1 protein-coding gene is annotated in these 1415 nt (G+C 45.8%); it reads left to right on the forward strand.

Annotated elements, in window-relative coordinates; translation table 11 throughout:
- The coding region (locus tag B3182_RS03125) for a YhdP family protein (protein WP_292751503.1) at positions 1-1415 on the forward strand (1415 nt) is incomplete at both ends.

Here is a 1415-nt window from a genome sequence, read left to right on the forward strand (position 1 = left end):
GAAGTGAGTGAAAAGTCATTAGGCGAATTTGATACCGATATTCGGGTGATTTCTGAACTGGCCGGGCTGACAATTGATGCTCCGGAACCGTTGGGAAAAACTGCCGCTGATAAACGTTTATTAGATATTAAATTGAGTAAAGATGACGAACAGCGATCATTACTGCAATTAAATTATGCTGATATAGCAAGCGCTGTCTGGCTGATTCAGGATTCTGCTCGCGGTGAAATTACTATTGGTATTCCAGAGCCTGAGCTACCGGCAAGCGGTATTCGATTAAGAGGGCGTCTGAACGAGTTGTCCATTTCAGAGTGGATGCAATGGCAACAAACCTGGCTGGCAGACAGCATCACTGAACAAAACTTCGATAATTGGCCAGCGGTTGATATTGAAATGGCAGTGGACAATCTGCGGTTTAATCAGTGGGTGCTTAACGACGTTCAAACCAAAGCTTTTCAACGTAACCAAATCTGGCAAATGGATATTCAATCGCGGCAGCTAAGAGGTGATATTCGTTGGCCCGTTGAATCAGATTCACTGCCAACATTGCACTTTGACTTCGTCGATCTGCAGTTACCCGCATCGAACAATCAGTCAAATGGACGCAAAAAATTCAAATCCGAGTTATGGCCAAGTTTTCAGTTAAATATTGATAGTTTGACAGTTGATGGTATGCAACTGGGACGTGTACAGGCCCGGGCGCTTCAGCAAGGGAATAGCTGGTTGTTGCAAAGTGCCAGTATGCAATCGGCAGTTTTACAAGCGGAACTGGATGGCGTCTGGCAAAAAAACGACCTTGCGGACAGCAGTCAACTAAATTTAAAACTCACCAGTAATGATCTTGCCGGTTTGTTTGAGGATTTGGGTTATCAAGCCGCCATTCATTCTAATCAGGTTGGGGTTACCGGACAGTTTAGCTGGCCAGACGAACCGTTGAATCTTTCAATGGCCAACCTGCAAGGCAATTTGAATCTGCAAATCGATGATGGTCAATTGGTGGACGTTGAGCCAGGTGCAGCAGGACGCATATTTGGTTTAATGAGTTTTGCTGCTATTCCACGGCGGTTGGCACTGGATTTCAGTGATTTTTTTGGTAAAGGTTTTTCGTTCCGGGAAATCAGTGGCGATTTTCAATTTGCCAATGGTCAGGCGGTTACTGATAACTTGAACATGCGTGGCGACAGCGCCAGTATTGATGTTACCGGACCGATTAATATTGTTGATAGAACCTATCACCAAACAGTTGTTGTCACGCCAAATGTATCATCCACCCTGCCACTTGCCGGTGCAGTTGCCGGCGGGCCAGTTGGTCTGGGAGTTGGAACAGCGATCTATCTGGTTGATCGAATTGCCGGTCGATTATTTGATCGGGATCTGGTCGATATGATTAGCTATCGTTATCGACTCACCGGTCC

Source organism: Methylophaga sp. UBA4204 (assembly GCF_002379485.1).
Lineage (GTDB): Bacteria > Pseudomonadota > Gammaproteobacteria > Nitrosococcales > Methylophagaceae > Methylophaga.